Genomic DNA, 6,801 nt, shown 5'->3' on the forward strand with positions numbered 1-6,801 from the left:
CCCGCCCTGGGTCCCCGGAAATACCAGGGCGCGCCGGGGCGGGCGGCACAGCGCCTTCGGCGCACGCCGCCCAATCGACGCGCTCGATTGCTGGGAAAGGGAATGGTCGTTGCCTGTCCGTTGGTGTGGGATTGGGCTGCGGGCAATGGCAACAACGATATGGGAAAGGTGCAGGAATAAGGTGACAACGCTTGCTCTGCTCGTGTTTTTGCAAGAGTGAGGGCGCAGGGCCGATGGGTTGTTGTCGTCTGTGGGCGGCCAGTTGCGTCCCTGATGAGGGAGGGGGCGGAAGAAGACAGACAGGCCGAGCTTGGGCATGGAGGCCGTAGAGGAATAGGGAGAAGATGCAGGCCGGGTTCGCTGTGGATGCCATGAAGAGACGGAAGCTGCGACAGTCTCTGCGATGGTAGAGACTCTCCCGCAAAATTTTTCCTTGTCGGGTACGGTATCCCGCTGCCGCCAGGAGCGCGTGTCGCGAATAAAGCGCGTTTGGGGAGGATGGGGAGGTACGGGGGAGCCCTTTGGCGCCGGCAAAGGGCTCTCCTCCCCCGCATCAGCTCGCGGGGCAATGCCGTCTTCCCGGACGCACAGGGGGTGTGTGTCTGGCTGCGCGTGCCTGCGAGCCGTTTTTCGGTCCGGCCGTCTGTGCCGGGCGGGAAGACCGCAATCACGAGTTGCTATTTTTTCAAAAAACGTGTTACTAGTGGCGTACGTTATGACACCGCAGCGTCTGGAGGATGGTGTCATGTCACACAGCTTCACGAGGAGCACAACATGTGGAAAACTGCTTGCGCGGCGCTCGCCCTGCTGCTGTCCATGGCCGGCCAGGCCGAAGCCCATTTCGGCATGGTCATCCCTTCGGCGTCCACGGTGACGGCCAGGAAGGATGCCGCCCTGAAACTGGACGTTTCCTTTTCGCATCCCAGGGAGATGCAGGGCATGGACATGGCCGCGCCCAAGGCCGTGTCCGTCACGGTGGACGGTAAGACCGAAGACCTCACGGCTTTGCTCAAGCCGGCCAAAGTCATGGGCCATCAGGCCTGGCAGGCCGCATATACCATCAAGCGACCCGGCGTGTACCAGTTCGCCATGGAGCCCGCGCCCTATTTCGAGCCCGCGGAAGACTGCTTCATCATCCATTATACCAAGACCGTGGTGGCGGCTTTTGGCGAGGAAGAGGGCTGGGACGTGCCCCTGGGCCTGAAGACGGAGATCGTCCCCCTGACCCGTCCCTTTGCCAATTACAGCGGCAATGTCTTCCAGGGCCGCGTGCTGCTGGACGGCAAGCCCGTGCCCGGGGCCGTGGTGGAAGTGGAATGCTACGATCGCGACGGCCGCCACAAGGCGCCCAACGCCTATTTCGTGACCCAGGTGGTCAAGGCTGACGAAAACGGGATTTTTTCCTACAGTGTGCCGTGGGCGGGCTGGTGGGGCTTCGCCGCCCTGAACACGGCCGGGGAAAAGCTGGATCATCAGGGCGCGCCCAAGGATGTGGAACTGGGCGCGGTGATCTGGGTGGAATTCGCAGCGCCCCTGGGCAGGTAGGCCCACACAGGATCTCAAGCATGGCAGCGGGCCGCGGTCCGCTGCCGTGAGGGAAAAACCATGCATATCGCGGAAGGTGTCCTTTCTCCTGCCGTCCTGGGGGGCGGCGCTGTACTGGCCGTGGCGGGGACGGCGTTGGGCCTGCGCAAGCTGGAGTATGACCGTCTCGTGGCTGTGGGCATTTTGTCGGCGGCTTTTTTCGTGGGCTCGCTCATCCATGTGCCGGTGGGCCTGTCCAGCGCGCACCTGGTGCTGAACGGCCTTGTGGGCGTGTTGCTGGGCTGGGCGGCCTTCCCGTCCATTCTGGTGGCCCTGCTGCTGCAGGCCCTGCTCTTCCAGTTCGGCGGCATCACGGTCCTGGGGGTCAATACCTTCACCATGGGCTTTGCCGGTGTGGCCTCCTGGTATGTCTTCCGGGGCGTCTGCCGCCTGTGTCCCGGCATGACGGGCGTGCGCGTGGGCGCGTTTTGCGGCGGGGCCCTGGGCGTGGCGCTGGCCGCCGTGCTGACGGCCCTGGCCCTGGCCTGCACGGACGAGGGCTTCTGGCTGGCCGCACAGTTGCTGCTGCTGGCCCATCTGCCGGTCATGCTGGTGGAAGGGCTGGTGACCATGTTCACGGTGGCTTTCATCATGCGCGTGCGCCCGGAGCTGCTGGGCATGACGCCGCTCGCGCCGGACAGCGCCCGGGAGGACGCATGAACGCATCTACGAAGCTCTGCACGGCCGGTCTGGCCCTCTGTCTGATCTGCCTGCTGTCCCTGTCCGCTGCCGGGCCCGCGCTGGCGCACCGTGTCAATATCTTCGCCTGGCTGGAAGGGGAGAACGTGCGCGTGGAATCTTCCTTCCGCCGGGACGCGCCCGTGCAGGGCGGTACGGTGGTGGTCCTGGACCTGCAGACCGGCGCGGAACTGCTGCGCGGGCGGACGGACAGGGAAGGGGCCTTTGTCTTCCCCGTGCCTGCCGTGGCGCGTCAGGGCCACGGGCTGCGCATCCGCATCCTGGCCGGGGAAGGGCATCAGAACGAATGGTGCATGGATGCCGCTGAATTTTCCAGCCTGACGTCGTCCCGTGCGGCTGCGTCCGCCCCGGCGACGGCCGCTTCCGGTACCGGGGGCGGGAGCGCGATTCCGTCGGCGCGGGAGGCCGGGGACGATGCGACACCGGCGACGACCGCTGCCGCCGCATCGACGAAGGCCGCTGCCGGAGCCACGACCGCGCCCGGGGCCGCTGCGAGCGGGACGGGGACCGTGCCCGCAGCCAGTGTGACCGGGACAGGGATCGCTCCTGCGTCCTCCACGAGCGGGGCAGGGGCCGCCATGACGGCCGCCCTGGGTCGCGAGGAGCTGGAAACCATCGTGGACGCGGCCCTGGAACGTCATCTGGCCCCCCTGCGCCGCAGCCTTGCCGCCGCCAGTGGAGCGGGCCCCGACCTGAAGGATATCGTGGGCGGCCTGGGCTGGATCATGGGCCTGGTGGGCATCGGGCTGTACTTTTCCCGGCGTCGGCCCTAGCATGGCAGGATGTTCGAGCAACCTTTCGTCCGGGATTCCTCCATCCAGCAGACCGATCCGCGTCTGCGCGTGCTGCTGGCCGTGCTGCTGGCGGTGGCCCTGGCCCTGCTGCGGCAGGTGACGGCCTGCTGTCTGGGGCTGGGGCTGGGCTGCCTCCTGCTGGCCCTGGCGCGGGCGCCCCTGCGCGCCTTGTGGCGGCGGCTGGCGGCGGTCAATGTCTTCATCCTCTTCCTGTGGCTGGTCACGCCCTGGACCACGCCCGGCACGGTGGTCTGGCAATGGCATTTCGTGGAGGTCAGCCGGGAGGGCCTGTACCTTTCCCTGCTGGTGACGCTCAAGTCCAACGCCATCGCCTGTGTCTTTCTGGCCCTGGTGGCCAGCCTGCCTGCCGCCGCCCTGGGCCATGCCCTGGAACGTCTGGGCTGTCCCGACAAGCTGGTCTTCCTTTTCCTGTTCACCGGCCGCTATATCCATCTGCTGGCCGGGGAATGGCAGGACCTGATGACGGCGGCCCGGCTGCGCGGCTTCCGGCCGCGCACCAGCCTGCACACCTACAGGACCGTGGCCTCCCTGCTGGGGCTGTTGCTGGTGCGCAGCCATGACCGGGCCCTGCGCACGCGCGAGGCCATGCTGCTGCGCGGTTTTTCGGGCCGTTTCCATTCGCTGGACAGCTTCAGTCTGGGACCGGCGGATCTGTTGTTTGTGCTGGGGGTGACGCCCTGTCTGGCGTGCATCCTCTGGATCGAAGCGGGGGGGAGCCTGTGAGCCTGCCGGAACAGCCTGGGGCGAGCATTTTCAGTCTGGAAGAGGTGGATGTGACCTACATCGGGTCACGCGGTCCGCGCCCTGTGCTGCGCGGGGTCAGCTTCGCCCTGACCGCCGGGCAGCAGGTGGGCCTTTACGGCCCCAACGGCAGCGGCAAGACCACCCTGTTCCGCTGCATCACCGGTCTGGTGCGCCCCTGCAAGGGGCAGGTACGCTTCCACGGCAAGACCCTGCGCGACGAAAAGGATTTCCACGCCCTGCGCTGCAAGGTGGGCTTCGTGCTGCAGCATGCCGAGGACCAGCTCTTTTTCCCCAGCGTGCTGGAAGATGTGGCCTTCGGGCCGCTCAATCTGGGCCTGCCGCCGGAGCAGGCCAGGGAACAGGCCCTGGCCACGCTGCGGCGTCTGGGGCTGGACGGCTTCGAGCAGCGCCTGACGCACCGTCTGTCGGGCGGGGAGAAGAAACTGGTGGCCCTGGCCACGGTGCTGGCCATGGAGCCGGAGGCCCTGCTGCTGGACGAACCCACCAACGATCTGGACCAGGACGCCCGGCAGCGGCTCATCGACATCCTGCGCGCCCTGCCCACGGCCCGAATGGTCATCTCGCACGACTGGGATTTTCTGTCCGCCGTCTGCGGGGAGTACCGGACCATCCGCGAAGGCCGCCTGCTGCCCTGCGCACCTGATGTGCGCCACAGCCACGAGCACGTCCATCCCCTGGGCGGGGAGCCGCACTGGCATCTGTCCTAGGCTCGGGACGCAAGAGGTTTTGCTTCAGGCAAACAGGACGGGAGTCCTCATTTCTGAAAATGATCTTTTAGGGGCTGTCCTGGCCAAGGGGAATGAGCTAGGGCAGCCCCATCTTTTATTGCGGCAGCGTAGCTGGAATATTCCACAAAAACACGGCCTCGATGATGACTCCCGACCCTGGGGAGCGTTGACACTGGCCGCAGCCTGTTTGGGGGGAAGGAAAAGCCCCTCCTTTCCTGGGCGCGCTTTTTCAGATGGGCGCGGGAGCGTGCGGCGGGCGTCCTCCACTGGGCATGCGTGGCAGATATTTTCTATCTGTTTGGCATGGATCATAAAATTTATACCAGCACGCTGAGCCGGAGCGGTATGGATCTGCCCGGATCCCTGTCATGGGGAACCGGGCGTTTTTTTGCGCGCAGGGCGCCGGGGCGGTGCGGGCCGGGCGGCCACAAAAAAAGACTGCCCGCAAAGCAGGCAGTCCTGGAGCGTTCCGGGGCAGAGGGGCGGGGGCAAGGGGCTGTCGCGGAGGACGGCCCCTGCGGGCCGCAGGCCGTGCCCGCTGGATGGGAGACCGCGCAGGCACCGGCAGCGGCGCAAGGCGCTCCCCGCCCCGGCTTTTACTGATCTTTTTTCTGGTCCTTGAGCATCTTCACGGCGCAGAACTTGCCGCACATGGCGCAGACATCCTCATGCTTGTGCTGCTCGCGGCGCTTGTCCAGCTGCTGCGGATCCAGGGCGGCCTGGCGCATCAGGTCCCAGTCCAGGGCCTTGCGTCCGGCGTTCATGGTGGCTTCGCGGCGCACGGCGCGCTCGCGTCCCAGGGCCACCTCGCCCACATGGGCGGCCACGCGCGAGGCCATGACGCCGGCGCGCACGTCTTCCTCGTTGGGCAGGGTCAGGTGTTCGGCCGGGGTCAGGTAGCAGAGGAAGTCCACCCCGGCTTCCACGCCCAGCGCGCCGCCGACGGCTCCGGCGATGTGGTCGTAACCCGGGGCGCTGTCGCAGCACAGGGGCCCGAGGACGTAGAGGGGCGCGTTGTTGGTCAGGCGCTTGATGCCCTGGATCTGGCTGCGGACCAGATGCATGGGCACATGGCCGGGGCCTTCGATCATGCACTGCACGCCCTGTTCCAGAGCGTATCCGGCCAGGCGCCCCAGGGTGATGACTTCTTCCCACTGGGCGGCGTCACCGGCATCCACGCCCGCACCGGGACGCAGGCCGTCGCCCAGGGACAGGGTGACGTTGAACTGGCGGCAGACGTCGATGAGGCGGTCGAAATATTCCAGCAGGGGGTTCTCGCGGCCGTTTTCCAGCATCCAGCGGGCCAGCATGGAGCCGCCGCGCGAGACCACGCCCATGACGCGGTCTTCCTTGACGGCCATTTCCGCGCCGCGCCTGGTCAGGCCGCAGTGCACGGTCATGAAGTCCACGCCCTGGCGGGCCTGCTTCTCGATCTCGGCAAAGAGGTCGTCGGGCCGCATGCTGGCGATGTCGCGGTTATTGTCCAGGATCTGCTGGCCCACGGAATACATGGGCACCGTGCCCAGCGGGCGGGGGCAGGCGGCCAGCATGCCGGTGCGGATGGCGTCCAGATCACCGGCGATGGAAAGGTCCATGACCGTGTCGGCCCCGGCTTCCAGGGCGGCGGCCAGCTTGCGTTTTTCGGTATGCAGACAGTTGCACAGCGGCGAGGTGCCGATATTGGCGTTGACCTTGATGCGCGCGGGCTGGCCCACGACGATGGGCGCCAGGCCCGCATGGGCCGGGTTGCCCAGCAGGACCATGCTGCCGGCTTCGATGGCGCTGGTGACGGTTTCGGGGGCCAGGCCCTCTTCCTGGGCAAGGGCGGCCAGATGCTGGTCCAGAAGGCCGCGCAGGGCGGCATTGCGGGAGAGGATGGAAGGCATGGGTTTGCATCCTTGGGTTGGGACGCAGGGCGCAAAAAAAGCCACGACCTGTTTTCGCGGGTGCGGCTCAGCTTCCCTACGGCAGTGCGAACTGCGTCAGGTTCACAGGGTCTGGGACTATCCCACTCTCAGCCGTGCAACTGCCGTCCACGGCTCCCCTAGCTGAGGGCACTGTAGCGGGCTTTGCTGCCGCTGTAAAGCCGCCCGGCGGCATGACGCGGCCCGGCGGGTGCTGTCCGGTCGGGCGCGGCCTTTCTGCCTGCCGTGGCGCGGCGTCGCCGGGCGGTCTCTCCCCGCCGGCCGTCTGGCCCTGCGCTATTGCGG

Annotated in this window: 7 protein-coding genes and 1 riboswitch; of the genes, 6 read left to right on the forward strand and 1 reads right to left on the reverse strand. The window is 66.9% G+C overall.

Annotated elements, in window-relative coordinates; all coding sequences use genetic code 11:
• The 6 genes from Q1X76_RS09640 to Q1X76_RS09665 all read left to right on the forward strand — a co-directional run.
• Window positions 1–180 (forward strand): hypothetical protein (locus Q1X76_RS09640; protein WP_300719614.1); only part of this gene is annotated, 180 nt, incomplete at its 5' end.
• A 594-nt stretch (window positions 181–774) separates the two neighbouring features.
• Entirely contained in the window at window positions 775–1,545 is a 771-nt protein-coding gene (locus Q1X76_RS09645; RefSeq protein ID WP_300719616.1) for a DUF4198 domain-containing protein, read from the forward strand.
• Between the two features lie 60 nt (window positions 1,546–1,605).
• Window positions 1,606–2,244 (forward strand): cobalt transporter CbiM, encoded by a 639-nt coding sequence (cbiM, locus tag Q1X76_RS09650; protein WP_300719618.1) that lies wholly within the window; start codon window positions 1,606–1,608, stop codon window positions 2,242–2,244.
• Window positions 2,241–3,056: a cobalamin biosynthesis protein CbiL gene (locus Q1X76_RS09655; protein ID WP_300719620.1), complete on the forward strand. Its 816-nt coding sequence runs from the start codon at window positions 2,241–2,243 to the stop codon at window positions 3,054–3,056. Before cbiM ends, Q1X76_RS09655 begins: the two co-directional genes overlap by 4 nt.
• 9 nt (window positions 3,057–3,065) lie before the next feature.
• A complete protein-coding gene (gene cbiQ, locus Q1X76_RS09660; protein WP_300719622.1) occupies window positions 3,066–3,821 on the forward strand; it encodes a cobalt ECF transporter T component CbiQ in 756 nt (251 codons plus the stop codon).
• Entirely contained in the window at window positions 3,818–4,570 is a 753-nt protein-coding gene (locus Q1X76_RS09665) for an ABC transporter ATP-binding protein (protein ID WP_300719624.1), read from the forward strand. Before cbiQ ends, Q1X76_RS09665 begins: the two co-directional genes overlap by 4 nt.
• A gap of 617 nt (window positions 4,571–5,187) precedes the next feature.
• Here Q1X76_RS09665 and thiC read toward each other — a convergent pair.
• Window positions 5,188–6,477, reverse strand: a complete 1,290-nt coding sequence (gene thiC, locus Q1X76_RS09670; RefSeq protein WP_300719626.1) for a phosphomethylpyrimidine synthase ThiC — start codon at window positions 6,475–6,477, stop codon at window positions 5,188–5,190.
• 56 nt (window positions 6,478–6,533) lie between these two features.
• Window positions 6,534–6,647, reverse strand: a riboswitch (TPP riboswitch).
• Between the last annotated feature and the right edge of the window lie 154 nt (window positions 6,648–6,801).

The organism is uncultured Desulfovibrio sp. (genome assembly GCF_949282365.1).
GTDB lineage: Bacteria > Desulfobacterota > Desulfovibrionia > Desulfovibrionales > Desulfovibrionaceae > Desulfovibrio.